Annotated in this window: 22 protein-coding genes; 7 read left to right on the top strand and 15 right to left on the bottom strand. The window is 70.3% G+C overall.

Annotation, left to right across the window (positions count from 1 at the left end; genetic code table 11):
- Position 1: 1 nt before the first annotated feature.
- From ACQP0P_RS15340 to ACQP0P_RS15330, 3 genes are all read left to right on the top strand, one after another.
- Entirely contained in the window at positions 2-2107 is a 2106-nt protein-coding gene (locus ACQP0P_RS15340) for a histidine kinase (protein ID WP_433376683.1), read from the top strand.
- A gap of 58 nt (positions 2108-2165) precedes the next feature.
- Positions 2166-3071 (top strand): TolB family protein, encoded by a 906-nt coding sequence (locus tag ACQP0P_RS15335; protein ID WP_433376680.1) that lies wholly within the window; start codon positions 2166-2168, stop codon positions 3069-3071.
- Positions 3072-3340: 269 nt separating this feature from the next.
- Positions 3341-5125, top strand: a complete 1785-nt coding sequence (locus ACQP0P_RS15330; RefSeq protein WP_433376677.1) for an NAD+ synthase — start codon at positions 3341-3343, stop codon at positions 5123-5125.
- Positions 5126-5217: 92 nt separating this feature from the next.
- Here ACQP0P_RS15330 and ACQP0P_RS15325 read toward each other — a convergent pair whose 3' ends face one another.
- From ACQP0P_RS15325 to ACQP0P_RS15295, 7 genes are all read right to left on the bottom strand, one after another.
- Complete coding sequence (locus tag ACQP0P_RS15325; RefSeq protein WP_433376674.1) at positions 5218-5805, bottom strand: TetR/AcrR family transcriptional regulator; 588 nt, start codon at positions 5803-5805, stop codon at positions 5218-5220.
- 7 nt (positions 5806-5812) lie between these two features.
- Entirely contained in the window at positions 5813-7111 is a 1299-nt protein-coding gene (locus ACQP0P_RS15320; RefSeq protein ID WP_433376671.1) for a hypothetical protein, read from the bottom strand.
- A 17-nt stretch (positions 7112-7128) separates the two neighbouring features.
- The gene (locus ACQP0P_RS15315; protein ID WP_433376668.1) at positions 7129-7518 is read right to left on the bottom strand and encodes a hypothetical protein; all 390 of its coding nucleotides are present in this window, start codon (positions 7516-7518) and stop codon (positions 7129-7131) included.
- Between the two features lie 62 nt (positions 7519-7580).
- The gene (locus ACQP0P_RS15310) at positions 7581-9614 is read right to left on the bottom strand and encodes a right-handed parallel beta-helix repeat-containing protein (RefSeq protein WP_433376665.1); all 2034 of its coding nucleotides are present in this window, start codon (positions 9612-9614) and stop codon (positions 7581-7583) included.
- 293 nt (positions 9615-9907) lie between these two features.
- Positions 9908-10555 (bottom strand): TetR/AcrR family transcriptional regulator, encoded by a 648-nt coding sequence (locus tag ACQP0P_RS15305; RefSeq protein ID WP_433376662.1) that lies wholly within the window; start codon positions 10553-10555, stop codon positions 9908-9910.
- Positions 10556-10562: 7 nt separating this feature from the next.
- Positions 10563-12125 (bottom strand): MFS transporter, encoded by a 1563-nt coding sequence (locus tag ACQP0P_RS15300; protein ID WP_433376659.1) that lies wholly within the window; start codon positions 12123-12125, stop codon positions 10563-10565.
- A gap of 133 nt (positions 12126-12258) precedes the next feature.
- Entirely contained in the window at positions 12259-13461 is a 1203-nt protein-coding gene (locus ACQP0P_RS15295; RefSeq protein ID WP_433376656.1) for an MFS transporter, read from the bottom strand.
- Positions 13462-13669: 208 nt separating this feature from the next.
- Between ACQP0P_RS15295 and panB the strand changes: the two genes are divergently transcribed.
- Positions 13670-14515, top strand: coding sequence for a 3-methyl-2-oxobutanoate hydroxymethyltransferase (gene panB / locus ACQP0P_RS15290; RefSeq protein WP_433376653.1), 846 nt, complete (start codon positions 13670-13672; stop codon positions 14513-14515).
- A 60-nt stretch (positions 14516-14575) separates the two neighbouring features.
- Here the strand turns inward: panB and ACQP0P_RS15285 are convergent, their stop codons facing one another.
- The 3 genes from ACQP0P_RS15285 to npdG all read right to left on the bottom strand — a co-directional run bounded on the left by ACQP0P_RS15285 (position 14576) and on the right by npdG (position 17762).
- Complete coding sequence (locus ACQP0P_RS15285; protein WP_433376650.1) at positions 14576-15487, bottom strand: threonine/serine dehydratase; 912 nt, start codon at positions 15485-15487, stop codon at positions 14576-14578.
- A gap of 91 nt (positions 15488-15578) precedes the next feature.
- Positions 15579-16751, bottom strand: a complete 1173-nt coding sequence (locus ACQP0P_RS15280) for a trans-sulfuration enzyme family protein (protein ID WP_433376647.1) — start codon at positions 16749-16751, stop codon at positions 15579-15581.
- A 345-nt stretch (positions 16752-17096) separates the two neighbouring features.
- Complete coding sequence (gene npdG / locus ACQP0P_RS15275) at positions 17097-17762, bottom strand: NADPH-dependent F420 reductase (RefSeq protein WP_433376644.1); 666 nt, start codon at positions 17760-17762, stop codon at positions 17097-17099.
- Between the two features lie 123 nt (positions 17763-17885).
- Between npdG and ACQP0P_RS15270 the strand changes: the two genes are divergently transcribed.
- Positions 17886-18464 (top strand): hypothetical protein, encoded by a 579-nt coding sequence (locus tag ACQP0P_RS15270; protein WP_433376641.1) that lies wholly within the window; start codon positions 17886-17888, stop codon positions 18462-18464.
- A gap of 22 nt (positions 18465-18486) precedes the next feature.
- On the opposite strand, the gene ACQP0P_RS15265 is transcribed toward ACQP0P_RS15270, so the two are convergent.
- A complete protein-coding gene (locus tag ACQP0P_RS15265) occupies positions 18487-18669 on the bottom strand; it encodes a hypothetical protein (protein ID WP_355570007.1) in 183 nt (60 codons plus the stop codon).
- 44 nt (positions 18670-18713) lie between these two features.
- Between ACQP0P_RS15265 and map the strand changes: the two genes are divergently transcribed.
- A complete protein-coding gene (gene map, locus ACQP0P_RS15260; RefSeq protein WP_433376638.1) occupies positions 18714-19562 on the top strand; it encodes a type I methionyl aminopeptidase in 849 nt (282 codons plus the stop codon).
- A 37-nt stretch (positions 19563-19599) separates the two neighbouring features.
- Here map and ACQP0P_RS15255 read toward each other — a convergent pair whose 3' ends face one another.
- The 4 genes from ACQP0P_RS15255 to ACQP0P_RS15240 form a co-directional block, all read right to left on the bottom strand.
- Positions 19600-20013: a sensor histidine kinase gene (locus tag ACQP0P_RS15255; RefSeq protein WP_433376635.1), complete on the bottom strand. Its 414-nt coding sequence runs from the start codon at positions 20011-20013 to the stop codon at positions 19600-19602.
- A gap of 178 nt (positions 20014-20191) precedes the next feature.
- Positions 20192-22234, bottom strand: coding sequence for a cytochrome c oxidase assembly protein (locus ACQP0P_RS15250; protein WP_433376632.1), 2043 nt, complete (start codon positions 22232-22234; stop codon positions 20192-20194).
- Entirely contained in the window at positions 22231-22836 is a 606-nt protein-coding gene (locus ACQP0P_RS15245; RefSeq protein ID WP_433376629.1) for a copper resistance CopC family protein, read from the bottom strand. Before ACQP0P_RS15245 ends, ACQP0P_RS15250 begins: the two co-directional genes overlap by 4 nt.
- 83 nt (positions 22837-22919) lie before the next feature.
- Positions 22920-24194 (bottom strand): helix-turn-helix domain-containing protein, encoded by a 1275-nt coding sequence (locus tag ACQP0P_RS15240; protein ID WP_433381887.1) that lies wholly within the window; start codon positions 24192-24194, stop codon positions 22920-22922.
- A gap of 1501 nt (positions 24195-25695) precedes the next feature.
- On the opposite strand from ACQP0P_RS15240, the gene ACQP0P_RS15235 reads away from it, so the two are divergent.
- Positions 25696-26130 carry a helix-turn-helix domain-containing protein gene (locus ACQP0P_RS15235; protein ID WP_433376626.1) on the top strand — a complete coding sequence of 145 codons (435 nt, stop codon included), beginning with the start codon at positions 25696-25698 and terminating at the stop codon, positions 26128-26130.
- The last annotated feature ends 82 nt before the right edge of the window (positions 26131-26212 follow it).

Genomic DNA, 26212 nt, shown 5'->3' with positions numbered 1-26212 from the left:
GATGCACCTGCGGGCACGGGAGCACGGCCGGGTGCTCGACGGCGTCGGCGGCGTGCCCAGACGGGCCGTCGACGCGCTCACGGTGCCCGCGGGCCTCCCCATCGAGCCCGCCGTGCCGCTCTCGCGCGCTCTGCTGCACTCGCCACGGCGGCTCGCCGCCGTGGCGATGGCCGCCTTCTCCGTGGGACTCATCGTGGGCGGGGTCGTGATCTACCTCGGCCTGCCGCCCGACTGGCAGCCTGAGCCGTCCATCGTGTTCCAGTTGACAACGGGGCTGATGTTCCCCGTGGTGGGCGCCTTCCTGCTGGCCCATCGCTCGCGTCCGGCCACGGCATGGCTGATGTGCGTGGGCGGCCTGATATGCGCTGCCACCTTCTTCTTCTGGTTGGCGATGTTCGCCCTCGCGGCGGCGGGCGACCTGGCCGGCGCCGGCTACCTCCGCTGGTTCATGATCGTGGGACGGGCAGGTGCGTTCATGCTGGCGGTCCTGCTCCCGCTCTACTTCCCCGACGGCCGGCTGTCCTCACGGCGCTGGCGGCCGGTGGCGGTGGCCACCATGGTCGTGTTGGTGACGGACACACTGCTCAACCTCACCCGTCCGGCACCGAACCCGGCGCTCTACCCCTGGCCGCGGATCATCCCCAACCCGCTCACAGTGGATGTCCTGGCTCCCTACAACCTGGCGGCACGCCAGGTGACCTTTTTCCTGTTCTCTGCCCTCGTGGTCCTGGCGCTGGCCTCCCTGGTGCTGCGTTTCCGGCGGGCCGATTCCGTGCTGCGCCGCCAGATCGCCTGGCCGCTGTTCGCGTTCGCCATCCACGTCGCCTTCCTGCTCGCCGGACCCGGCTGGTGGATAGCCGCCGCGGTCTGGGCCGGGCTGGTCCCCGTGGCCATCGCCTTCTCGGTGCTGCGCTACCGGCTCTACGGCATCGACACCGTGATCAGCCGCGCCTTCGTCGCCGCCGGGCTGATCGCCGCGATCAGCGTCATCTACGCGGTCGGCGCGGTCGCCGGACTGGCCCTGTCGGGATATGACCGGATCGGCGGTCTGATCGCGGCCCTGCTCGCCGGAGTGATCTTCCACCCGCTCCGGCACCGGCTCAGGGGCCTGGTGGACCGGCTCATGTACGGCACGCACGGCGACCCGCGGGCGTTCGCCGCGCGCCTGGCCAGGGAGGTCCGCGAGACCGAGCCGACCAACGCGCTCGCCGCCGTCGCCGCGGTGGTCAAGGACGGGCTGAGCGTCACCGGGGTCGCGGTCGAGGTGTACGAGCCCGGCACCAGGCAGGTACAGGTCGGCCTGCTGGGCCCGGCGCCACGCGGCGTGCCGCTGGTCTGGCACGGCGAGCCGGTCGGGCTGCTGCTGCTGGGCTCCCCCGGCCCCCGCAGGTTCGCCGCGGCGCACAACGACCGCCTGGTCGCGGTGGCCACGCCGTACGTCGCCGACGTGGTGCACGCGGTGCGGATGACCGCCGACCTGCAGCACTCCCGGGAGCGCATCCTCAGCGCCCGTGAGGAGGAACGCCGCCGCCTGCGCAGGGACCTGCACGACGGGCTCGGCCACGCGCTGACCGACATGGCGATGGCGATCAACATGGCCAGGATCAGCCTGCGCACCGCCCCCGACTCCGCCGACCGGCTCCTGGCGGAGCTGCGCGGCGGCATGGACGCGGTCGGCGAGGAGATCAGGGAACTGGTCTACGGCCTGCGACCGCCCACCCTCGACGAGCTGGGCCTGGCGGGGGCCGTGCTGGCCCTCGCCCAGGAGGGCACCCCGAGGGTCGCCGTGGAGACCGAGGGCAACCTGTCGGACCTGCCCGCGGCGGCCGAGGTGGCCGCCTATCGCATCGCGCAGGAGGGGCTCACCAACGTCCGCAAGCACGCGAGGGCCAGCTCCGCGGTCATCTCGCTGCGGCGCGGGGAGTCGCTGGTGGTGCGTGTCCAGGACGACGGGCACGGGCTGCCCGCCGGACCCCGCTCGGGAGTCGGGCTGCTCTCCATGCGCGAGCGCGCCGCCGAGCTGGGCGGGACCTGCGTGATCGGGGCGGCCCCTGGCGGCGGCACGGTCGTGGAGGCCGTGCTGCCGATCGCGGCCGACCACCGGTAAACCTTCTGCCCCTTTCGGGACTCTAACTCCGTTAAGGAATTGACCCGAGGAGATCTCCTTGAAGTACTGGGCACTGGCCGCCGGCGCCGCACTCGCCGTGTCTGCCACCGCCACCCCCGCGGTGGCCTCCCCCCGGACCGCCTCACCCCGGACGGCTCCCGTAGCGGGCGCCGTCTACTTCCGCTACGCCGGCAGCGGGGTCGAGGCGCTGACCCACCGGGGAGGCTGGAGCCGCCTGACCGCCGGGGACGGGGCCTTCGCCGGTCAGTTCGCGGTCGCGCCCGACGGCGGCAAGGTCGCCTGGATCGACGACAAGAGCAGGCTACACGTCAAGTCGGCCGCCGGGGACAGGGTGATCGCCAAGAACGCCGCCTACGGCGGCCCCTGCCTGACCCCCGCCTGGACCGTCGACGGCAGGCGGATCGCCTACCCGGTGCGGGGCACGGCCACGGCCACCACCGTGGCCGTGGTCGGCGCCGACGGCAAGGGCTCGTCCAATGCCGGCAAGACCCTCGGCCCCTGTCACCTGACCTGGTCGGCCGACGGCAGGACCCTCGCCGGATACGCGGGCGACGTCAACGGCGTCTACCTCCTGGACACCAGGCGGCGTGTCTCCAACCGCAACCCCGGCATCAAGCTCGCCAACCATGTGGAGAGCCTGTCGCCCGACAGCCGCAGGGTGGTGGTCAACGCCATCGGCCCGAACGCCCCGGGCGGTGACGGTTCCTGGCCGCTGTCGTTCTCCCCGTCGATCTACGACACCAAGACCGGGGCGAAGATCGCCATCCCGGTCAAGGGGCGGCTGCTCGGCGCGCGTTACCTGCGCGACGGCCGCCTGGCGGTCCGCGTCAAAGGCACGACCGCCAACACGATCGTGATCCTCTCCCGCGCGGGCAAGGAGCTCCAGCGGATGGCCGAGCCCCCGGGGGCGAGGAACCTCGGACTGGTCGGGGTCCTCGACTGACAGTGATGATGTTCATGGTGACGCTGCGGCGGGTTACTTTACGATCTTGATGACCCGCGCGTTGCCCGTCGGACGACATCGGACGCCGACGGGCAACCGGCCGACAGAGCCCGGAACGTGCCGTTCTCGTCGCACCTCACCGGCTTCCCGAGCGGCCGCCGGACCTGGATCGCACCTTTCATCCTGATATAGCAGGAGGTATGGGTAAAACGCGCCCGGAGGGATCACCTGAACGGTGATCCCGTGGTACGTCCCAATAGGATGGGCACGTGGCTCAACTCCGTATCGCCCTGGCCCAGAGCAATCCCGCCGTCGGCGACCTGGCCGCCAACACCGACAGGCTCATCGAGTGGACCCGGCGCGCCGCGGACCGCGGCGCGCACCTGGTCGTCTTCACCGAGATGTTCCTGACCGGCTATCCCGTCGAGGACCTGGTACTGCGCACCTCGTTCGTGGAGGCGTCGATCTCCGCGATCGAGAAGGCCGCGCGACGACTGGACGAGGCGGGACTCGGCGAGATCCCGGTCGTCGTCGGCTACGTGGACCGCGCGAATCTCGCCCCGCGCGTCGGCCAGCCCAAGGGCGCCCCGCTCGACGCGGCGGCGCTGCTCCACCGGGGCCGGGTGGTCGTCAAGACCGCCAAGCACCACCTGCCCAACTACGGCGTCTTCGACGAGTACCGCTACTTCGTCCGCGGCGACCGGCTGCCGATCTTCCGGCTGCACGGCGTCGACGTGGCGATCGCGGTCTGCGAGGACCTCTGGCAGGAGGGCGGCCCCGTCGCCGTGGCGGCCGAGGCCGGAGCCGGGCTGCTGGTGGTGCCGAACGCCTCGCCGTACGAGAAGGAGAAGGACGACGTACGGCTGGCGCTGGTGGCCAGGCGCGCCCGCGAGGCCGGTTGCACCCTCGCCTACGTCAACCAGGTCGGCGGCCAGGACGAGCTGGTCTTCGACGGTGACTCGCTCATCGTCTCCGCCTCCGGCGAGCTCATCGCGCGTGCGGCGCGCTTCTCCGAGGAACTGCTGGTCACGGACCTGGAGCTGCCCGAGGCCGGGTACGAAGGACTCGGGGGGTTCCAGGTGGACGCCGGGGACAACAGCGTGATCACGGTGCAGCGGCTGGAGCTGTCGCCCCGCCCCCTGGAGCCGTACGAGCCGGAGCCCCCCACGATCGCCGAGCAGCTCGACGACACCGCCGAGATCTACTCGGCGCTGGTCCTCGCGGTCCGCGACTACGTCGCCAAGAACGGCTTCGGGTCGGTCATCCTGGGCCTGTCCGGCGGCATCGACTCGGCGTTGACCGCCACGATCGCCTCCGACGCCCTCGGCCCCGACCGGGTGCACGCGGTGCTGATGCCCTCCCGCTACTCCTCCGACCACTCGCTGAGCGACGCCCAGGAGCTGGTCGACCGGCAGGGGATCAACGCCGGCACCGTGCCGATCGCCGACATCGTCAGCGGCTTCGAGAAGGAGATCGAGCTCTCCGGCCTGGCCGCGGAGAACCTCCAGGCCCGGGTGCGCGGCATGCTCCTGATGAGCCTGTCCAACCAGCACGGCCACCTCGTCCTCACCACCGGCAACAAGAGCGAACTGGCCACCGGCTACTCCACCCTCTACGGCGACTCCGCGGGCGGTTTCGCGCCCATCAAGGACGTGCTCAAGACCATGGTCTGGGAGCTGTCGCGCTGGCGCAACGCCCAGGCGGGCCGCTCGGGCGAGTTCCTGCACCCCTTCGCGGTGCCGCCGATCCCGGAGAACTCGATCGAGAAGGAGCCCAGCGCGGAACTCCGCCCCGACCAGCGCGACACCGACTCCCTTCCCGAGTACGAGGTCCTGGACCGGTTGCTGGGCGACTACGTCGAGAAGGACATGGGCTCGGCCGAGCTGATCGCCGCCGGACACGACCCCGCGCTGGTCGCCCGGGTGATCCGCCTGGTCGACCTGTCCGAGTACAAGCGCCGCCAGTATCCCCCGGGCCCCAAGATCACCCCCAAGAACTTCGGCCGCGACCGCCGCCTCCCCATCACCAACCACTGGCGCGAGACGATCGCCTGACGGTCCGGCCGGGGAGGTGAGCGGTTGTGGTTTCCACGGCCGTCATCCTCGGCTACCGGCCGGTCGGCGCCGATGACCGCCGGGTTTCCCGGTCAGCGCGAGAGAACGCGTTCCAGATAGGCGCGGAGGAGCTGCTTGGTCTCGGCGATGTAGCCGGGGTCGCCGTCGGGAGACTCGCGGAAGGCGAGTTTGAGGAGCGCGTCGGCGGCCTCGACCGCGACGAGCAGGGGGCGGTGCAGACCGGCCGTGTCCACCGGGCGGTGGTCCGGGCCGGCCGGGGCGATCCGCCGGGCCAGGTGATCGGCGAGCGATTCGGCCACCGCCCGGTTCCCGCTGAAGTCGACGACCGCGAAGCCCGGGACGGTGCGTTTCATCTCGACGTATTCGTCCACGATCAGGTCGGCCATGTCCGGCCAGTGCGCCACTCCCGCCAGCCGCCGCTCGATCCGGGCGAGGAAACGCTCCAGGTTGCGCTGGGCCAAGGCGTCGGCCAGGCCGCGCTTGTCGCGGAAGAAGCGGTAGATCGAGCCGATCGGCACCTCGGCGCGGGCCGCCACCGCCCGGGTGCTCAGCGCGTCGTAGCCGCCTTCGTCGAGCAGGGCCGCCGCCGCGTCGAGCATCTGGTTCACCCGCTCCACGCTGCGCTGCTGGACCGGATTTCTGCGTACGGAGGATCCCACGGCCCCATCATGCCGCGAAGAGAAGGGTGAGCCCGCCGACGGTGTAGCAGACCATCAGGACCAGCAGCGGGATCTGCCCGGCGACCGCCTTCTCCGGCGGGAAGAGCCGTACGGAGCGGTCGTGGGCCGCGACCACGCCGAGCACGTGGCCGGTCACGATGGCCAGCACCTGGACGGAGGCGATCACGCCGGCGCTCACCGCCTCCTGGTCCACGGTCCGGTCCAGCCCCAGGGAGAGGATGACCGCCCGCTGGCCCTCGATGACGAGGAGCGAGAAGTAGTGGGCGATCAGGTAGCCGACCGCGACGGGGACCAGCGAGTGGACGAACCGCGGGGCCATGCCGTGACCACGGCTGATCACTCCGGCGGCGGCGGTGCAGGCCAGGTAGAGGATCGCCACAAGGCCGATCGCGACCAGCAGGCCCAGGGTTCCGGTGGCGGTACGGCCCAGTGGCCCGGTCTGCAGGGCGTCCACCCACCACGGGGAGGTGGAGAACCCGTCGTATCCGGTCGTGCCGAGCAGCACGCACACCACGGCGACCAGCCCCGGGGCCGGGGGGAGGGCGTCGAGCCCGTCGAAGGGGTTGCGCAGCACGAGCCTGCCGTCGTCTCTGCGGCCCAGCGGGGACAGGCGGCCGATCAGGGCGGAGTAGACCTCGAAGGCGTCGGCCCGGTCGAACCACCGCGTCCCGTACCGGAAGGCACCGGCCAACTGTACGGCGCCGTACAGGATGAAGAAGGCCAGCAGCGTGGTCGTCGAGGCGGGGGCCGGTGAGACCAGCTCCATCCAGGCGAAGGCGGCCAGGCCGAACGCGGCCGGCCGGTAGCCGAACGGGGCCGGCCCCTTGTCCCGGCCGCCGAGCAGCAGGTGGATGGTACGCAGCGGGTTGACGAGCCGCCAGACCGGGCCGGCCAGCAACGACGCCGGGACCAGGCCCACCCAGAGGACCACGTAGACCAGGTGGGCCGCCGGGTTCCGGTCCGGGTCGTCGGGCCCGAGGAGCATCCACGCCCCGGTGAAGGCGGCCCCGGCCAGCCCGAGGACCCGCAGGGCCCACCGGATCCGCGGGCCCTCGGGGAGCCTCACCGGCCGCCCCGCCGCACCGCCCCGGAACCGCGAGTCCGCCCAGAGCAGGGCCAGTCCCAGGAACGACGCGAACAGCGCCGCGAACGCCCCGGCGAAGGCGTAGAACAGCGGGATCGGCAGGTCGTGCCGGCTGCCCAGGCCGTGGGCGAGCAGGCCGGTCACCCCCTGGGAACCGGTCACGCCGTTCAGAGGACCGGTCAGGCCGTACAGAGGATCCACGCCGTACAGGGGACCGGTCACCGGACGGCGAGCTGGGTCAGGACGAGCCCGGAGTCGTGGGTCTCGACCTCGAACAGCCCGGTGCGGTCGGCGAGGACGTCGACGGTGACGGGCCGGCCGGGTTCCAGGCGGCAGGTGAGGTCGAAGCCGTGGATGTGGATCTCGTCGGCGACATCGGAGGTGACGACCAGGCGGACCGCCTGTCCCCTGGCGACCTCGACGCGTCCGGGAGGCGGCACCACCTTCCGGCCGGTGATCGCGATCTCGACCGTCGGCCCCTTGGGGGCACCGTAGCTGTCGTAGGCGGGGGGTGCGGTGGCCACGCTGTGGTCGGTGCCGGGGTTGTGGTGGCCGGTGGAGACGTTACAGGCGGCCAGCAGCAGGCAGGCACCCACGACGCACAGCATCCGCCGTCCCTTCGGGAACCGCGTTCGCCCTGTTTCCGGGGCCCCTGGGAACCATGACCGTCTCACGCGGGCACTTCCCCGACGCGCGCGGCGGCGGCCGTACGGCGCGGCTTCGGGGCGAGCAGGACGATCGCCCAGAGGGTCCAGACGCCGGCGAGCAGGCCCCGGATCCAGCCGGGACCGAGCGGCAGCAGCGGGATCATCATGACCACCTTGTCGAACGCGTCGGCCAGGGCGAGGGCGCCGAGCACGACCGTGAACCAGCCGAACGCCTGACCGCCCGCCGGTCCCCCGGCGAGTCCTCCCCTCCCGCGCCACAGCCATCCGGCCCCGATCCACCACACGCCCATCAGCGCCAGGGCGGCGGCGGGCAGCGGGGTGTAGGTGTGGGCTGCGCCGAAGACGTCCAGGGTCAGACCCGCGAGACCGGCGAACGTGACGGCGAGACCCGCGCGCGAGCGGAGCCTGCGGAGCTGGAGCAGGATCGCGATCAGGCCGAGGACGAGGGAGGTGGCGAGGGCCAGCTGGACCTCGACCCTGGCCAGGCCGGTCGAGCCATACCACTCGCATCCGGCCGGCAGTCGCCTCTCGCCGATGCTGTAGTCGTTGCACAGGTAGCTCTTGGCCAGCTTGACCGGCTCTCCAAGGATCCTGGACGGCCCGGCCGAGCCGCAGGCGGGCAGGGCCCACGGGGTGGAGGGGCCGGTGCCGCGCTGCCAGCAGTTGCCCGTTCCCTGGCCGTCCCAGGAGACGCCGGCCCCGTTGGGGCGGTCGGCCCCCTCGGGCGTCACCCCGAGGTGGTTGCCCTCGTAGAGGTTGTGGTGGGAGGTGTCGAACTGCTTGTCCCAGGAGTCCTCGCCCCGGATGAAGGCGGGCACCGCGAGTAGGTCGAACGCGGCCGACTCGTGACCCCAGATCCAGTTGTCGCGGAAGACGTTCCAGTTGCCGCCCGCCGTGACGATCCCGGTGCCCCGGGGCATGCCGATCTGCGGGCAGACGACACCTCGCTCGTAGCCGCGTTCGGCCGTGGGTTTGGCGCAGGTGCCGTCGGCGACGTGGCGGTAGTAGTCCTGGTTGTTGTCGTGGATCCGGTTGCGCTCGAACCGCGCGTGGTTCTGCGGCAGGCCCGGATGCCCGGCGAACGCGCTGTCCATCGAGGCGCCGCCCATGTTGTCGTAGAACTCGTTGTCGTGGACGTAGACCGAGTCGCCCGCCGTACCGGAGTAGCCCACCATGTTCTGGTGGCTCTTGCAGCGCCGGATCTCGATGGAGTAGCGCGGCACATCGTGGCCACGGCCGTCGTTGATGTCAGAGGCGCTCCCCGGATAGATGCCCGAGTCGCCGTTGCCGTGCGACTCACAGTCGGTGTAGAGGCCGTGGTCGCTGGCGAAGGTCAGGAAGCCGTACTCGTCGTTCCAGCGGGTGAGCATCGTGTCGATGACGAAGCCGTCGGTGGCCAGGATGTAGATCGAGTTGAACGTGGTCCGCTGAGCGGTGAAGTTGCGGAAATAGATCCCGTTGGAGGTGTCGGCCCGGATCGCGTTCAGCTTCTTGTACTGCGCGTCGATGATCACATCCGTCGGTTCCGCTCCGGTGCCCTCGATCTGCAGGTTCTCGATCCCGAGGATGGCGACCAGGTTCTGGTTGTGCGGGCACTGCTTCTGCTGCTCGTAGGAGAGGATCTGATAGCCCCACGATGACCAGCGGGCTTTCAGGTTGGCGCAGGCGCCGGTGGGTCCCGGCTGACTGGGCTCCTCCAGGTAGACGCCGGGCAGGATCGCGATGGTCGTCTCGGGCCGGTCGACCCGGTCCACCGCCTCCTGCAGGTGGCGGTACCCCTTCTCCTGGCAGCGCTCGAACAGCTCCAGGTTGCGCTTCTTGAGATCGGGCGGGAAGCTCGCGATCCGCCTGCCGAAGTCGGCGCGGTCGTTCTTGCAGACCAGCAGGTCGGGTTCCCCGGTACGGCGCACCGGGACGCTGCCCGACCCGTCGGGGAAGGTCACGGGGCGCTCTTCGTGGGCGAAGGCGGCGGAGGCGGGCAGCAATAGGCCGAGGGTCAGCGCGACGGCGGTCGCGACCCCGCGCAGGGAACGCATGACCGCGAGAGTAGAACGATGTTCATGTTTTGCCTAGGCCTGCCCTGCGGATTCCCGCCACGGCGAAGGCCCGGGAAAGGAGCCCGGGGCCGTCCGCGGAATCCGGGACGTCTCCGAGAGCGCCGCAGGAGAGAGCCGAGCCGCTGGAGTCGCCCGTGACTCGACCCGCCGCATCAGGTGAACGGATCCGGGACGCGCGTCCCGCCGGCTCCGGGTCCCGCTCGCGACGCTACGGACCCGCCCGGAAGCGGCCCGGCGGAACCGGGTCGCCCGGCTGCCCGGTTAGGCGCGGCTCAGCGGGGGGCGAGGCCGGCGAGGAGCTGGTCGACGATCCGTTCGGCCAGGTCGGGGGGGAGCTCGCCGTTCTCTTCCGGGCCCTCGGTGCGGATGTACCACATGACGGTGCCGACCACCGTCGCCATCGCGATACGAACGTCGAGGTCGGCCCGGAGCTCGCCGGTGGCGATGCCGCGCCGCAGCAGGGCGGCCATCGCCGCCCTGCGCGGCTCGATGGTCGCCTGACGGATGCGTTCCACCAGGCGCGGATGCCGCTCGGTCTCGTTCATCGCGATGTTCATCACGCAGCGGTTGCGCGCGTCGCACGCGTCCTGCTGGAAGACCCGTATGTAGGTGATCAGATCCTCACGGACCGAGACGCCCCCCGGCGCGGGAAACGGCCTCTTGAGGGTCGCCAGCGCGTCAACGAGCAGGTCCTCCTTGCTGGACCAGCGCCGGTAGATGGTGGTCTTGCCGACCCCCGCGCGAGCGGCGATGCCCTCGATCGACAGTTCGGAGAGGCCGCTGCTCTCCCCGACCAGATCCAGGGTCGCCTCGATGATGGCCTTCTCCGCCCTGGCGCTGCGGGGACGGCCCGCGGGGCGGGTCGTCTGAGCCTGGGCTGCCCGGGTCTCGGCCATCTGGGTCTCGTCGGTGGTCGTCATCGCACACCTACACTACTGCCGGTTCCGTCTCGCGATCGACGCCCCGCGGGGCGGAGGTCCCGGAGAACCTGCCGGGCAGCCACCTGAGCACCACCAGGGCTCCCACCAGCGCGATGGCCGCGGAGACGAGGGCGGTGATGTGCATGCCCTCGACGAAGGCGAGCTTCGCCGGTTCGATCAGCGCCGCACCCCGCTCACCGAGGCCCTGGGCCACGCCGAGCGTTCCGGTCAGCGACTCCCCGGCGACGTGCCTGAGCCCCTCGGGCAGGCCGGTCAGCGCGGGGGCGATCTGGTCGCGGTAGGTGGCCGAGAGCAGCGAGCCGAGGAGCGCGACCCCGAGCGCGCCGGCCACCTGGCGGACGGTGTTGCTCATGGCCGACCCGACGCCCGCCTTCTCCCTGGGGAGCGCCTCCATGATCGCGGTCGTCGCCGGGGGCATGATGTTGGCCATCGCCGCACCCTGGACGAAGAACACGATCTCCAGTACGAGGATCGGGGTGTGCTGGTCCATCAGCGAGTAGGCGGCCAGCGCGCCGGCCACGATGACCATGCTGACGGTGGCGGTCAGCCTGCCACCGAAGCGCGCGGCCATCTGCTGGCTGAGCGGGGCGAAGATCAGCTGAGCGGCGGCGAAGGGGATCATCAGGGCGCCCGCCTGCAGCGCGCTGAAGCCCAGCACGATCTGCAGGTAGAAGACCAGGAAGAACATCGCGCCCATCATCGCGAAGAACACGATGCCGACCATGCCGACCGCGGTGGCGAAGCGTGGATCGCGGAAGTAGCGGACGTCGAAGGCCGGATGGTCGATGCGGTGCTCGTACCAGACGAAGACGCCGAGCACGACGACGCCGAGGATCGTCGGGACGAGCACCTCCGCGTCGGCGATCGTGGCCAGCTCGCCGCCCCGGATGATGCCGTAGGTGACGGCGACCAGACCGACGATGGAGAGGATCACACCGACCGGGTCGAGCCTGGACGGGTGCGGGTCACGCGACTCGGGCACGACCAGGCCGATCAGCACCATGCTGACCAGCACGATCGGCAGGTTGATCAGGAAGACCGACCCCCACCAGAAGTGCTCGATGAGCAGGCCCCCGGTGATCGGCCCGATCGCCACGGCCAGGCCCACGCCGCCGGCCCAGACGCCGATCGCCTTGCCGCGCTCCTGCGGGGGGAAGACGTTGGAGATGATGGCCAGCGTGGCCGGCATGATCGCGGCACCGCCGATGCCCATGAACGCCCGGGCGACGATCAGCTGCATGGGGTCCTGGGCGTAGGCGCTGGCCAGCGAGGCCAGGCCGAACAGGACCATGCCCACCATGAGCATGCGCCTGCGGCCGGTACGGTCGCCGATCACCCCGAAGGTGAACAGCAGGCCCGCGAAGACGAGCGTGTACGAGTTGATCGCCCATTCCAGCTGGCTCTGGCTGGCTCCCAGGCCTTCCCCCGGATCGGCGATCGTCTTCAGCGCGACGTTGAGGATGGTGTTGTCGAGCACGACCGCCAGGAGGCTGAAGACCAGCACTCCCAGGATCTGCCACCGTCTCGGGTGGCCAAGCTGTTGTTCCACGAAGGCCCCGTGTTTCGATACGTATGAGTTTCGAAACACCACCGTAGCGCTGCCTTTTTCGATACGCAACCGTGTCGTTTCGTATTTATCAGGACATATCGCGATACACGCACCATTGGGAGCGCGCCGAGGTTCAGGCTGCGAGCGGGAGCGACTCCTCGACCGAACTCTCGGTGCGCCGCCAGAACGGCAGGGCGACTCCGACCATCAGCACGCAGCCCAGCCCGGCGGCGGCGAAGGCCCAAGCGGGACCGGGGCCGTCGATGATCACACCCGCGATGGGCGCCGCCGAGGCACCACCGATCAGCAGCGCCGTGCCGTGCAGGCCCATCGCCTCACCACGGGCCTCCGCGGGAACCCAGCGGCTCACGGTGTCGAGCGAGGAGGACAGCGCGGGGGCGCACAGCACGCCCGCCGGCAGCAGGGCCATGACCAGCCAGCGCCAGTCACCGCCGACCAGCCCGACCGGAATGGTCAGCACCCCCATGGCGCCGATGAGAACCAGCGGCGACAGGCCGCGAGGCAGCATGCCGTACACGAAACCGCCGATCAACGAGTAGGCGCACCACAGGGCGATCGCCAGCCCGATCCACTCGGTGTGGCCGCCCTGTTTCATGGTCGCCACCAGGGACAGCTCGGTGGCGGCCAGCACGAACATCGCCGCGACGACGGTGCCGAGCAGTCCGAACATACCCGGGTTCAGCCACTGGCGACGTGCCACCTTCGCCACCGGCTCGCGGAGCTCCTCGACCGAGCGGACAGGCGGGTTCAGCACGATCAGTGCCGCCCCCGAGCCGACCAGACCCGCCGCGACGACGCCCATGGTGGGAACGCTGCCGAGGGAGGTCACCCCCGCGATCGCCAGGGCGGGGCCGGCCATGTAGGAGAGCTCCACGATTATGGAGTCGAGAGAGAAACCCATCCTGCGCTGCTCGACCGGGACCAGCGCGGTGAGACACTGCCTGATCACGCTGAACACCGGGAGTGCGAGGATGCCCGCGGGCACCGCGGCGACGAGCAGCACCGGGAACGGCATCGCCCACGCGAAGGACCAGAAGACGAGCTGGGCGAGCGTGGTCACCGCCAGCACCGGGCGCAGGCCATGCCTGTCGACGAACCTGCCCGCCAGCGGTGAGCCGACGGCCATGCCCACGGTGCTCGCCATGGTCACCAGGCCGGCCGCGCCGAAGCCCATCCCGAGTCCGCCGGGGTCGACGACATGCATCGTCAGCGTGATGGCGACCGCGGTCGAGGGAATGCGGGCGAGCAGCCCCACCAGCAACAACGACCGCACGCCCGGGAGTGCCAGCAGGCGGCGGTAAGGTTCTACAGCCATTGTGATTACTTACCTCCGTCAGCATTGTGCCTTACCCCCCCGACATTTCCGCCACCGGATTAACCGTGCGGCTGTGTGGTATGCCACCCACACCCCCGCCATCGGATTACCAGGCCGGCCGGGGCTGTTGAACCTGCCGAACGCGTGCAATCATCGGAACCGTCCGGGGACGCCATCAGGGGCGCCTCGAGACTTCACTGGAGGTCCCATGTCCTCTTCCTCCCCCAGCCGGCCGACCTCGCTCTACGGCGGCCAGGCCGGCCGAAGGATCACCGTACGCGACGTCGCCGCCGCCAAGGAGCGCGGCGAGCGGTGGCCGATGGTCACCGCGTACGACGCGATGACCGCCAGGGTCTTCGACGAGGCCGGCATCCCCGTGCTGCTCGTCGGCGACTCGGCGGCCATGGTCGTGTACGGCTACGACTCGACGCTGCCCGTATCGGTGGACGATCTCATGCCGCTGACCGCGGCCGTGGTGCGCGGCTCCTCCCGCGCGATGGTCGTGGCCGACCTGCCGTTCGGCTCCTACCAGGCATCTCCCCAGCAGGCCCTGGAGACGGCCGCCAGATTCATGAAGGAGGCCGGTGCCCACGCGATCAAGCTTGAGGGTGGGCGGCGGGTGCTCCCCCAGGTCGAGGCGCTGGTCTCGGCGGGCATTCCGGTGATGGCCCACCTGGGTCTGACCCCCCAGTCGGTCAACGCGCTCGGCGGCTACCGGGTGCAGGGCCGCGGCCAGTCGGGTGACGAGCTGATGGCCGACGCCAAGGACCTGGAGTACGCCGGAGCGTTCGCCGTGGTCCTGGAGTGCGTTCCCGCCGAGCTGGCCGGGCGGGTCACCTCGTCCCTGTCGATCCCGACGATCGGCATCGGTGCCGGGCCCGGCACCGACGCGCAGGTCCTCGTCTGGCAGGACCTGATGGGCCTGACCGCCAGCCCGGCCAGGTTCGTCAAGAAGTACTTCGACCTGGCCCACGAGATGGACCGGGCGGTGCGCAGCTTCGCCGACGAGGTGTCGACCGGCGCCTTCCCCGCTCCCGAGCACAGCTACAGCTGACGACTCCGGGCCTCGGCGTCCCAGGAAACCCTGGCGGCGCCGGGGCGTTCAGGCGCGAGATCAGGCGAGCGTGGCGGGGTCGGTGTTGGCGCCGCACACGACCACGGCCACCCGCTCCCCTTCGGCCGGGGTGTAGAGGTCGGACAGCAGAGCCGCGTACGCGGTGGCGCCCGCGTGCTCGGCGGCGATCCGGTGCTCCCGCCACATCTCGCGCCGTGCCTCGACGATGGCCTCCTCGGAGACCAGCAGGCTCCGTATCCCCGCCGCGCCCGTGATCTCACAGGCGATCTCGCCCGCCCGGCTCGCGCCCAGGGCGTCGGCCCCCACCCCCGCGACCTCGACCCCGACCGGCCTGCCGGCCTCCAGCGCCCGGTGCAGGGTCGGGATGAGCTCGGGCTCGACGGCGACCACGCGGGCGTGGCCGTCGAGCGCGACGGTGATCCCGGCGACGAGCCCGCCGCCGCCGACCGCGACGAGGACCGTGTCGACCCCCCCGGTCTGCTCCAGGATCTCCAGGCCGACCGTGCCCTGCCCCGCGACCACCTCCGCCTGGTCGTAGGCGTGCACGTCCAGGGCGCCGGTCTCGGCCGCGCGCTTGACAGACGCCTCGTAGGCGTCGGCGTAGACGGCACCGACCTGGGTCACCCGCGCGCCCAGCGCGCGCAGCCCGGCCACCTTCACCGGGCTGGACACCGTGGGCACGAAGATCTCCGCCGGGACACCGAGACCGCGTGCCACGTACGCCACCGCCAGGCCGTGGTTGCCCCCGCTCGCCGCGATCAACCCGGCCTCGGGAACCTCTCCAACGGACAGGGCGCGGTTGAAACCTCCTCGCGCCTTGAACGACCCCGAGTGCTGCAACCCCTCCAGCTTGAAGAACAGCCCCGGCGACACCTCGACCACCGGTGTGCGCCGGACGTACCCCGCGATGCGCTCGGCGGCCTGCCGCACGTCCCCGATCGACACGCTCACGCGCGCCCCCTCCCCACACAGCGGCTCGGAAAGTGGCCGCCCCGCCCTTCCGGCGGCCCCGTGCCGCAGTCTAGGAGACGCCGTGCGTCCTTCAGGCGAGCGCCTGCTCGAAATCGGCCCACAGGTCCTCGATGTGCTCGATGCCGACCGCCACCCGTACGGTGCCCTCACCGACCCCGTGCCGGGCGAGCTCCTCGGCCGTCAGGGAGTGGTGGGAGGTGGTCGCGGGGTGCAGGATGAGCGTCTCGACACCGCCCAGGGACGGGGCCAGCAGGGCCAGCCGCACCGAGCTCATGAACCGCTCGCCCGCCGCCCGGCCGCCGACCAGGTCGAACGAGAAGACACCCCCGAAGTCCGGCAGGAGCTTGGCCGCCAGCTCGTACGAGGGATGCGAGGGCAGGCCCGGCCAGTGCACGACGGAGACCGCGGGGTGGTCGTTCAGCCGGGTGGCCAGCTCGCGGGTGTTGAAGCAGTGGCGCTCCATCCGCAGCGGCAGTGTCTGGATGCCGCGCAGGGTGAGCCAGGCGGCGAACGGATCCGCGGTGGCACCCAGCTTGACGTTGAAGGCCCACACCCTGCGGTACATCTCCTCCGCGGCGAAGACGGCGATCCCGCCGAGCACGTCGGTGTGCCCGCTCAGGTACTTGGTCGTGGAGTGCACCACGATGTCGGCCCCGTGCTCCAGCGGCCGGCACAGGATCGGTGAGGCGAAGGTGTTGTCGACCACGGAGACGAGTCCGGCCTCGCGGGCCGCCGCGCACATGCCCGGCAGGTCGGCGACCTGGGTCACCGGGTTGGCGATGGTCTCCAGGTAGACCAGCTTCGTCTCCGGCCGCACGGCCGCGCGCAGCGCCGCCGGGTCGTCCTCGGGGACGTAGGAGACCGAGATCCGGAAGCGCCGCTCCAGGTCGTTGATCATCGAGGCGGTGCCGCCGTAGAGCGCCTGCTGCGCGATCAGGTGATCACCGGGCTCCAGCAGCGCGAGCAGCACCGAGTTGATGGCCCCCATTCCGGAACCGGTGGCCACGGCCCCGACACCGCCCTCCAGGCCGGCGACGGCCTCCTCCAGGGAGCGGACCGTCGGGTTCGACAGGCGCCCGTAGACGAAGGCCCCGTCCGGGCGGCCCATCCCGTCGGCGAAGACGGCCGGGTCGTCGAAGACGAAGCCGGAGGTCTGGTAGAGCGGCACCGCGATGGAGCGGCTGCCGTTCAGCTGCGGCTGGGGAAGGTGGACGGTACGGGTCTCCGGGCGAAAATCAGTCATGAGATAAGAATGTCCGGTTAACAGGCTGTTTGTCAGATCTGGTCGGTGCGATGTTCGTTATCAAAAGCACAGATCACCCTGCCCCAGGCGCCGGGAAGAGCACCGTGACAGCCCCAGGCTCCCGGCCGCGCGTTCGCGATCTCCGTCGGGTAACCCGGCGTCGGGCATCGAGGCGTTCCTCGTCAAGGACGCCCCGGGCGACCGCCCGGCCGACGCGATCCGGTGCACCGCACCGGGGCTACGGGCGCTGGATCCCGAACCGGTCGCCACGGCCGCCGAGTCCGGCGCGAGCCCGCTGCCCCGGCTTACGGAGCGGCCGAGATCGTCATATATCCGGCTGTCGCGCTAGATGTCGGTGACGCGCAGGCCGGCGTGAGCCTTGTAACGGCGATTGATCGAGATGAAGTTGGCGGTCATCGCCTCGACCTGGTGGGCGTTGCGCAGGCGACCGCCGTACACGCCGCGCATGCCGGGGATGCGGCCCGCCAGCGCCTGGACGGTGTCGGTGGCCTCGCGGTCGTCGCCCAGCACGAGCACGTCCAGGTCGATCTTGTCGACCTCGGGGTCCAGCAGCAGGACGGCGGAGACGTGGTGGAAGGCGGCGACCACCCGGCTCTCGGCCAGGACCGCGGCCGCCTGCTGGGCGGCGCTGCCCTCCTCGACCGCGAGTGCGTACGCGCCCTGCTTGTCGAAGCCGAGCGGGTTGACGCAGTCGATGACGATCTTTCCGGCCAGCTCGGCACGGAGGGACTCCAGCGTGGAGCGGTGCCCGTCCCAGGGAATGGCCACGATCACCACGTCGGCCTCGGCCGCCACGGTCGGGTTGTCGGCGCCGCGCACCGATCCGCCGATGCTCGCCGCCGCCTGCTGAGCACGCTCGGCGCTGCGTGAACCGATCAGCACGTTGTGCCCGGCGAGGGCGAACCGCCGCGCCAACCCCTTGCCCTGGTCCCCGGTCCCGCCCAGGATCCCGATCGAGATTCCCCCCACGTCCGGAATATCAGTGCTCACTCACCGCTCCTCATCATCCGCGACCCTCAAGATCAGAGTTCATCGACCATATCGTCTGCCCCGAATCCTCTCAGGGGCGCATTCCCAGGATCATTGCGGGGGGGCTGGTGCACCATGGTGCCCATGGACGCTGGGTCGGTGACACTGCTGCGCGAGATCCTGGCTTCGACGGGCTGGATCGAGCGGACCCGCGAGCTGGGCCTCGCCCTGCGCTCGACCCGCTCGGCCGGCGGCCTGCTGGTGGTCGGCACGCCCAACGAGGAGCCCTGGCACCTGACCGCGCACCTGAGCGACGAGGCCAGGCTCTCCGGACTGTCCCAGCTCTCCCCGACGCTGGTCCGCTGGGCGCCCGCCCCCGATGCGCCCGCGCACCTGCGGGTCGGGCTGGAACGGATCCGGCAGGCCGGACGGGGCGAGACCCTGTTCGTGGTCGCCGAGGAGCGCGCTCCCGAGGCACTGCTGGAGCGGGTGAGCGACGCCCGCAGGACCGGAACGACGATCCTGGCCCTGGACGGCGGTGACACGGACCTTACGGGCCTGGCCCACGACGCGCTGACGATCCCCGAACGGGCGCCGTTCTCCTTCGACGGGGCACAGCATCTGGTGAGCATGGCCGCGGGCGAGGTCGAACGGCGCCCCACCCTGCGTGACCGCCTGGCCAGGCTGCTGGAGCGGGTCAGCGGCCCGCAGGTCACCGACTAGGCGTCCCGGCCACGCCCCGCCCTCAGTCGTCGTCCTCCCAGGCCTGGTCCTCCTTCTTCCAGTCCTCGTTCCGATCGGCCGCGGTCTTCAGCGCGTTGGCCGCGGCCTCGCGCGTCGGGTACGGTCCCATCCGGTCCTTGTTCGGGCAACCCTCGTCGGGTTCGACGGCCATGTGCTTCAGGCAGAACCACCATTGGTCACTCATGCGGCAATCCTGCCCAGTGGGAAGCGCAACTAGACTGTGGAACCATGACGACACTGCTCCAGCCCGGGCGGATCTCTCCCCTCCGCAGGGTTCCCTCTCACATCCAGCGGCCGGAGTACGTCGGGAAGAAATCCCCGAAGACCGGAGAGGCCGACGTCAAGACCCCCGAGATCATCGAGCGGATGCGGATCGCGGGCAAGCTGGCGGCTCAGGCACTCGAAGAGGTCGGCAAGCACGTGGCGCCCGGCGTCACCACCGACGAACTCGACCGGATCGGCCACGAGTTCCTCTGCGAGCGGGGAGCGTATCCCAGCACGCTCGGCTACCGGGGATATCCCAAGTCACTGTGCACCTCGATCAACGAGGTGATCTGCCACGGCATCCCTGACGACACCGTGCTGCGCGACGGCGACATCGTCAACGTCGACATCACCGCCTTCATCGGGGGCGTGCACGGCGACACCGACGCCACCTTCCTGGTCGGCGACGTCGACGAGGAGTCACGACTGCTGGTCGAGCGCACCCGTGAGGCCACCAACCGCGCCATCAAGGCCATCGCCCCCGGCCGGCAGCTCAACGTGGCCGGTCGCGTGATCGAGGCCTACGCCAAGCGGTTCGGTTACGGCGTGGTCCGTGACTTCACCGGCCACGGCATCGGCACCACGTTCCACTCGGGCCTGATCGTCCCCCACTACGACGACCCGTCACTGGCGGTCACGCTGGAGCCGGGCATGACGTTCACGATCGAGCCCATGCTGACGCTCGGCACCATCGACTACGACGTCTGGCCCGACGGCTGGACCGCCGTCACCAAGGATCGCAAGCGGACCGCCCAGTTCGAGCACACCATTCTGGTGACCGAGACCGGCCACGAGGTCCTGACACTGCCCTAGGGGCGCTCGCCTGGCGCCGCGCCCGTTCTCGTGCCGCCTAGTCCTGGCGGGGCACCACTCCGGTGACCGTGGTTCCCGCGCCGGGAACACCGTTGACGCTGAGCGTGCCGCCGACCTGGTCGAAGTGGGCGTGCATTGCGGTGATACCCCGGCCCTCGGCCGGACCGAAGAAGCCGACGCCGTCGTCACTGACCGTCATGCGCAGGCCACCGCGGCCGAGGGTGACGGCGACGGCCACGACCCGCGCGCCGCTGTGCCGCTCGACGTTGGCGAGCGCCTCCTCCAGCGTGGCCATCACGGCCCTGGTGATCCCGGCCGGAACCTCGCCGGCGGGCAGCGCCCAGATCTCGACGGTGGTCCCGGTGCGCTCGGACCATTCGGTGAGATGCCCCTCAAGGGCCTGGGCCAGGCTACGACTCCGGCCCTCACGTACCCGCAGTTCCTCGGACACTGCTCAACCTTCCTGATGCACATTGCAGCCACCGGCCCCCCGACCGAATATGTGACTGGGCGTGGCGCGCGATGACGAAGCGCTGCGCCCGCTGCGGTGAGCACGAGCCCCCTGAAACACCAGGCTACCGGGAGGCGTCCGGGAGAGGGCTGGAAGATAGCAGGCCGTGGCCGTCCGGCTATTTCACGCCGTCGCGCTTATTGAGTTTGGCCAGGTATTCATTGTAGGCATCGAGCTGGGCGTCGCCGCTGCCACCGGTCCGGGCCGCGGCGGCATCGGCTCGGCGGTCGGCCCGGCGGGCTCTGCGGTCGTCGGCGCGCCACCACTGGAAGGCCAGCGCGAGGAGCACGACGAGCGTCGGGATCTCGCCGAACCCCCAGGCGATGGCCCCGCCGGTCTGCTGGTCCTCGACCGCGGAGGCACCCCACGTCCTGCCCAGCTGGTCGTACCAGTCGGAGGCCAGCACGGTGGTCATGCTCATCAGCGCGATGCCGAAGAAGGCGTGGAACGGCATGGTCACGAACAGCAGGAGGAGCCGGGCCACGTGCGGCAGCCGGTAGGGAGCCGGGTCGACACCGATGATCACCCAGAAGAACAGGGAGCCGCTGATCAGGAAGTGCACGGTCATCACGATGTGGCCGAGGTGCTCCTCCATCGCGGCGGCGAACAGCGGCGTGAAGTACAGCGCGTAGGTGGAGGCGATGAAGATCGTGGTAGCGATCGCCGGGTGGGTGACGAAGCGGGCGAACCTACTGTGCAGGATCGTGGTCAGCCACTCGCGGGGCCCTCGGTCGCCCCTGCGGGCGGCGGGCTTGAGCGCACGCAGGGCCAGGGTGACGGGCGCGCCGAGCACCAGGAAGATCGGCACCATCATCGACAGCGTCATGTGCTCGGCCATGTGCGCGCTGAACAGCACCTTGGCGTAGCGGGCGACGCCACTCTGGGTGGCGATCAGCAGGATCAGCACACCGGTGAACCAGGCGGCCGTACGCCCCTTGGGCCAGAAGTCGCCACGCCGGGTGAGCCGTACGACACCGGCGAGGTAGAGGCCGGCCAGCAGCGCGATGACCGTGCCGGAGAACAGGTCGAACCACCACAGCGAGGCCAGGTTGGCCAGCGAGATCTCCGGCGGCATGGTGTAGCCGAGCACCTCGAAGGCCCTGTCGACGGGCAGCACCACCGGGGGCGGCGCGGTGCGGGAGAGCGCGACGGCCAGCCCGATGGCCGCGAACATGACGACGAGCTCACCGGTGGCGAAGCGGACGAAGGTGCCGGGGCCGCCCGCGGCGAGCAACGGCAGGGTCCGCCTGCGGTGCCACCAGCCGACGGCGCCGAGCAGCGCGAACGCGACGGTCTTGGCCAGCAGCAGCAGGCCGTAGGCGGAGGTGAAGAGCTCGGAGACCGAGGTGAGCCTGGCCAGGACGCTGAACAGGCCGGACAGCCCCACTCCGACGAAGCACCACAGCGCCAGGGTCGAGAAGCGGGCGGCGGCGATCTCCAGGTACGGCTGCCGGCGCAGCGCGTGCGCGCAGAGCACGCCGAGGCCGCCCACCCAGAGTGCGAGGACGACGAGGTGGAGCGCGACACCGGTGGTGGCCAGGTCATGGTTGGGCGAGGAGGCGGAGTGGCCGGTCAGCGCGGGCGGGAGCAGGGTGACCAGCGCGAGGATGAGCAGGCCGCCGGCCGCGCCTGCGGTGATCGCCCCTCGGGCGAAGAGCGCGATCGCGACCGAGAAGAGCACGACCAGGGTCAGCGCGATGCCCTGGGCGACCTGGCTGGCGAAGCTGGTCAGCTCGTTGCCGCCGAGCACGTCGGCCACCGGCAGCCCGAGCGCCTCGGAGAGGCTGAACACCATCGTGGCGGCGGCGGCCCCGGCCCAGACGAGGGCGATCCAGGAGGCGGCCTTGACGTAACCGAGCGCGGGTTTGCCCAGCAGGCCCTTGTCGTTGGGGAGCAGGATCGTGGCGGCCAGGAGCACACCGACGGTGAGCACGCCCGCCGCGTCCATCGCCAGCTTCGCCAGCGGCAGCCCCCAGCGGGTGAAGGCCCCCTGGTCGGGCAGGCCGGGAATGATGCGCGGGGTCGCCGCGCCTCCGGCGATCATGGCGATCACCAGGGCGGCGGCGGCCGCCACCGCGGCCGCCAGGGCGAGCCGCACGGCCCGGCTGTTCCCCGGCGTCTCGCTCTGTGCCGTCTGCGCGGCCCGCGCGGGCCCGCTCATGGCCGCTTCTTGTTGCGCATGCTGAAGAACATGCCGATGCCGACTCCGGTCACGCCTCCAACGATGATCCACATCCAGCCGGGCACGCCCTGCGAGGAGCCGGGCTCCTCGCCGCCGACCGCGGCGGCCGGCGCGTTCCCGGCCGGGGTCTCCGCGGTGACCGGGCTTTCGGCCGCCACCGGGGACTCGGCGGCGGCGGACGGCGACGCTGATTCCGACGCTGATTCCGACGGGGAGGCGGAGCCGAGCAGGGTGAAGGGAATCTCACCCTCTATCGGATGGCCGTCGGAGGAGACGACGCGATAGGCGATGACGTAGTCACCTGGAGGGAGATCTTCCTTGACCTTCTGGGTCACCACCGCGCCGTCGACGACGGGTTTGCCGTCCTGGTGGTTCTCGTCCCCGGAACGTACGACGACGTTCGGGAAGCGCACCGAGGCGGTGAACGTCAGCTTCACCTCCTCCAGGCTCTCGACCTTGGCGCCCTTGGCGGGGTCACTGCTCTTGAGCCGGTCATGGGCGAGGGCCGGCGAGGCGAAGGCCGTGCCGAGCACGAGGGCGGCGAGAAGCGCGAGGGCGACCGCGACAGGGGAAGTCTTCATGGCAACCACAAGGCTACCCAGGTGACCGCGCGGTCTCGACCCCCCTGTCCGATCTACCTTCGGCTCGGGTTCTCTGCCCCGTCCTACAGCCCGACGCCGGCCAGCGCCCGCCGGTAGGCGTCGACGCTCCGGTCCGGCTCGTCGATACGTTCCAGGACCCGGGCCGCGGTCAGCCAGGCATGGGCGGTGAATCGGGTCTCCGGCGCCTGCTCCAGGCACTCCGTCCCGGCGAGCAGCTCCTGCGAGGCCTGCTCCCGCAGGCCCAGCTCCGCGAGGGTCTCACCGTGCAGCAGGCGGGCCTCCGCCTGCATGACCTTCGGCATGCCGTCGAGCAGATCGCAGACGAAGCGCATGCGCTCCTCGGCCCGTTCGGGCTGGGCGAGCAGCAGCTCCGCCCGGACGAGGTTCATCGCGCAGCGCATCTTGTCTATCGAGCTGGCAGAGCTCTCCGCCAGTTCCCTCTCCACCTTCAACAGCACATCACGCCAGGCCTCGGCCTCCATGGGCCGCACGATCAGCAGGACCTGGGCGTAGTCGCCGCGCAGCCGGGCCAGCCTTCGGGCGTCGCCGTACTCGGACTGGATGGCCAGGGCACGCTCGGCCTGGGTGACCGCCTCGTCGGCGTGGCCGCTCTCGACGGCGACGATCGCGGCGCCCCAGTGCGCCAGGGTGAGCGCCTGCGGGCTGGCGAGGAGCTCGGCGGCGGCGATCATCTCGGCGGAGAAGTGACGTGCCCGGAGCAGGTCGCCGCGCTCGATGTAGGCCGCGAGCAGCTGGCCGCCCAACCGCATCAGGCCGTCCGTCCAGGCCGGCCGGACCGCGCCGGTGAGGATCTCCTCGGGGACGCGCACCGCCCGGGCCAGGTCCCCGCTCTCCCGGTAACAGCGCGAGAGCGCGACCGCGACCGCGACCTGGCGTTCGGGACTCAGCGCCGCCTCGTCACTCTCGCGCAGCCCGTTGAGCAGGACGATCGCCTGCTCCAGGTCGCCGCAGGCCTCGGTCGAGAGGGCCAGGCCGTACTCGGCGTCCTGCCGCATCTGGGGCAGGCCCGCCAGTCCGCTGTCGGCGAGAAGTTCGGCGTAACGGGTGCGGGCCTCGACGACCTCGCCGTTGTCCATGGCCAGCTGCGCATAGCTGAGTGCGAGCTCGATCTCCTGCATCTGCTCGGCCGTGACACCATTGATCAGATACGTAAGGGAACAGTCGAGTTTTTCGGCCAGAAGCTCCAGCACCGCGGGGGTCGGAGTACGCTTGCCACTCTCGATGAGAGATACGTAACTGTCCGACAGTTCTGGATGGGCGAGCTGAGCCTGGGAAAAACCACGTTGCCGGCGGACGGTTTTGATGCGCTGCCCCACCAAGTCTTGACCAGTCACGTTACCCCTTGAAAGATATCATTTGAGCAGCAGAACCTACGACAGGAGTCTCCCCGTGCGCCGACGTCTTGCCTTGTCTGCCCTCGCCATGCTATTTACGGCTGCTTTTGCCGTCACTGGCAATGCTACGACCGCGAGTGCTGATTCGTCTGCCCCCCTGAACGACACCGGTAAGTATTCTTTGCAGACGAGCGCCGCCCAGTCCCACCTGGGCTGGGGCTACCCGGACTGAGCGACGGCTCAGCCCGCCGCAAGGCCAGGGAACGGAAAGAACCCCTCCCGCCCTCGTGGAGAGCTTCCAGCCAGCGAGCCACTCCACCCTGGCGGAGCCGGTGCGGCCCGCACCGGTGTGAGCGTGCAGGCCTCCGGCGTGCGCGCTCCGCGAGACGGGATCCGCAGGTAGCGGCGGAGCCGGGATCCGGAACCTCTCCGTGGCAGACCGTCACCCTTCACGGAGGATCCCGGCCGCAGGCAACACCTACATATAGATCTCATTACATCCGTATAGATTTTATTGCAGGTCACGGCTCGAACCGAGAGGGGCAGCGGCACCCATCCGCCCCCTCTCATCGACCATGCCTTTCCGCCCGCCTTTCATCGCCGACCGGCCCGCGGGCCGGTCGGCTCGCGGAATTCGAGCCGCCTCCCCGTGCCGCCAACCGGTCCGCGGGCCTGTCGACTCACCGAACCCATGTCGCCGGAACCCGTGTCGCCGACCACGCCTACTCGACACCCCGCTTTTAAACCAACCATTACTCTAGAAATACATTGAACTAATCCGCTATCAAGTCAATGTCCTAAACCGGTCAGCCGACTTCCCCGAAGACGGAGCGGCCTGTCCACTTCAGGCAGGGAAAAGCCCCCCCGGATGAGGCCGCGAGCGTGGCCTGCCCGGAGAGAGGTCGCGGGACGGCCCCCGTGCCCGCCCTCGCCGCGTTCCCCTCGGATCCCGGCCTCCTGCTCGGCCCGTCCCCGGGCATCTCTAGATGATCTCTAGGACCGCCTGCGACAGTCGGATGGCGGGAATTCCAGAGGACCGCCGGCCGGGATTCTGTTGCTCCGGGCCTTCGGTCCGAGAATCCCTTTCCTGGCGGCTCTCTCGTCATCGCGGACCGGAACGACAGGACGGAGGGACGATCGATGGACGACTCTCCTTCACGCGCGTACGACAGTGGATCCATCACACGTGCCACGCGCCTCCCCTTCCGCATCGCGAATCACCTCGGAAATTCATCGGAGTCCGATCCGAGAGCGGCGTCACCTGCCGGGAGGAACACCGGGTGTTCGGTCAAGCGCAGTTCGCGAGGGGCACATGACCCATTCTTTCCTGACCTCTCCCTCAGCCGGGGGAAGAGACCAGATCCGACCCGACATCAACACCCTCTGCTCGTCCGCGAGGCGTAGCGTGGCCGTTCTCCTGCCCAATCCCAGAACCGGCGTCGCGTTTTCCCGCGTCTTCAATTCGGCTGTCATTCCACCCGGCGTGCGGACGAGGGTCGTCGTCGGCTCGTCGTCCGGAGCGGCCGGTTTCCCCGAGTCGGTGGAGCTGAGGGTAGATCCGCTGATCTCCGAGAGATTCCTGATGATCGACGGCCTCGTCGCCATGACCGGCCACACCTCCCGGATGGCGATGGTGCGCACCCCCGCACTGGTCACGTTGCTGGGAGAGCTGTTCGAGCGCGTCTGGTCACAGGCCGCACCACGCCTCCGCGAGCGGGAGCCGCTGTCCTCGCTGACGGACCAGGAAAAGACCGTTCTAAGGATGTCCGCGGAGGGCCTGACGGACGAGGTGATCGCCCGCCATCTCGGCCTGACCTCCCGCACCGTACGCCGCCACATGGCCACCGCGATGGAGCGGGTCGGAGCGCAGAGCAGATTCCAGGCGGGAGTCCGTATCGCCAAGGCGGGGATCGTCTAGGCGGTCAGCGGGGAACTCCGCGCCGCGAACTTGTCAGATAAGGTCGTTCTCCTCGACTTCGCTGTGTCATGCCCAACCGCGT

The sequence above is a fragment of the Streptosporangium sp. CA-115845 genome (genome assembly GCF_050943795.1).
Classification (GTDB): Bacteria; Actinomycetota; Actinomycetes; order Streptosporangiales; family Streptosporangiaceae; genus Streptosporangium.
The sequence above is the reverse complement of the archived record's forward strand: the minus strand, read 5'-3'. Positions and strand labels throughout refer to the sequence as shown.